This is a genomic window from Candidatus Marinimicrobia bacterium CG08_land_8_20_14_0_20_45_22, from assembly GCA_002774355.1.
Taxonomy (GTDB): Bacteria; Fidelibacterota; UBA2242; order UBA2242; family UBA2242; genus 0-14-0-20-45-22.
This window is the reverse complement of record PEYN01000093.1, coordinates 1-1,684: the sequence shown is the minus strand read 5'-3', so window position 1 is coordinate 1,684 and position 1,684 is coordinate 1. Positions and strand designations below refer to the sequence as shown.

The following is a 1,684-nucleotide window of genomic DNA, read 5'->3' as shown; positions in this document are numbered from 1 at the left end:
ACGCCGATTTCGTTAACCGCGTACGATGATCATACGGAAAAATTTATCATGTCGTTCGGTGACGAAGAGTATCATCCCCCACTGGATTTGCCGTTTCAGGCTGACGGAAAATCAGTTCGGATTACTCCATTAGGCATTCGGTTTATCAGCGTTATCGAAGTTGTTCAACCGGTTGGCGTGAAATGGTTGGCATTTCTTGGTTTGTTGTATGTTTTTTCCCTGATTATTGCTTTTTGGAAACGACCAGCGGAAAGACGAGGTTAAGATGGAAACACCACTTTTAGTTTTGAGTCTTTTTACCTATCTCGTCGCGGAGACACTCTGTTATTTTAAGAAGTCTTCTGAAAAAGTCTTTACTTACATTACGGCGACGGCAATGATTTTTCATTTTCTCGCACTGATCGTTCGTTCGGTCGCCGTACAGCATCCGCCCTTCACAAATCTGTATGAAACGTTTCTGCTTTTACCGTTTCTATTGGTGCTGAGATTGGTCTTTTGGAGGCGGCAGTTTCCGAAAAACATACGCTGGTTGATTTTGGTGATTATTTGCCTTTTATTACTTTCGGCGCTGGTCATGCCGACTTCATACAAAATGCCAAAGCCGCTCATGCCTGCGCTCAACAGTTTTTGGATGTACATTCACGTGCCGTCGTATTTTTTTGGATACATGGCGCTGATATTGGGATTTATTAATGCGGTGGCTCTGCTGGCTCGTCGGCGGAGAAATCCCGAACAAAACGGTCTGTCGCTGGTAAACCGGATGGATACCGAAATCAAAATTGCCTTTTTATTCCTGAATATCGGGATGATCACCGGTGGAATCTGGGCGTACATAAGCTGGGGGAATTACTGGTCGTGGGACCCGAAAGAAACTTGGGCGCTTGTCAATATTTTTATCCTAGCCTACTATTTTCATCTTGATAAATCGACAGGTACGAAAAAAGCCGTTATCGTGATTCTGACTTTGCTTTCGGTGATTTTCACCTATCTCGGCGTGACGTTCATTTTAAGCGGTCTGCATAGTTACGCTTGAAATTTCCGACACTAGAAATTACCGGGTATTGTTTCATAAAGACTTTCCGCTTAAATTGGATTTCGGGTAGCGAGATGTGTCTGTAAAGCCAATTTATGATGAGAGAACGTCTATGATTTTTCAACAGTCATCGGTCGATCTGATCAAAGCGCGAAGTTCACGGCGGAGCTATTCCAAACGACAGCTCGAACCTGAAGTTCGCGAGAAAATCGAGCAATTTCTTGCACAATCGCCGAAAGGTTTTTTCGGGAGCGAGCTGCATTTTAATCTATTAGAAAAAACATCCGAAGACGAGAAGGTCAAACTCGGCACGTATGGTTTTATCAGAGGCGCGCAAACTTTCGTTGTCGGCGCGACATCTGCGGCTGATCCGGGGTTCGTCGATTTCGGTTATCTGATGGAGCGAATAGTTCTCTTTCTGACCGACTTGAACCTCGGCACCTGTTGGTTGGGTGGAACGCTCGATCGTGGCGAGTTTGCGAAGGCGCTGAATTTGCCGGATTCGCAGATTATTCCCGCTGTGACACCGGTCGGTTATACCGAATCCGACCGCTCGTTGAGAGAAATGATTATTCGGTTTGGATCCGGCTCTAAAAGACGGAAAGGGTGGAACAAGTTGTTCTTCGAAGGCAATCCCGAAGGTTCGGGACC

3 protein-coding genes are annotated in these 1,684 nt (G+C 45.7%); all 3 read left to right on the top strand.

Annotated features, from left to right (window positions below; all coding sequences use genetic code 11):
- Positions 1-264 (top strand): hypothetical protein (locus COT43_05845; GenBank protein ID PIS28728.1); only part of this gene is annotated, 264 nt, incomplete at its 5' end.
- Between the two features lies 1 nt (position 265).
- Positions 266-1,033 carry a hypothetical protein gene (locus COT43_05840; protein PIS28727.1) on the top strand — a complete coding sequence of 256 codons (768 nt, stop codon included), beginning with the start codon at positions 266-268 and terminating at the stop codon, positions 1,031-1,033.
- Between the two features lie 112 nt (positions 1,034-1,145).
- A partial coding sequence (locus COT43_05835) for a nitroreductase (GenBank protein ID PIS28726.1) occupies positions 1,146-1,684 on the top strand: 539 nt, incomplete at its 3' end.

Coding starts and splice junctions, on each gene's coding strand:
- COT43_05840 (PIS28727.1), top strand. CDS start 266: ATGGAAACACCACTTTTAGTTTTGAGTCTTTTTACCTATCTCGTCGCG.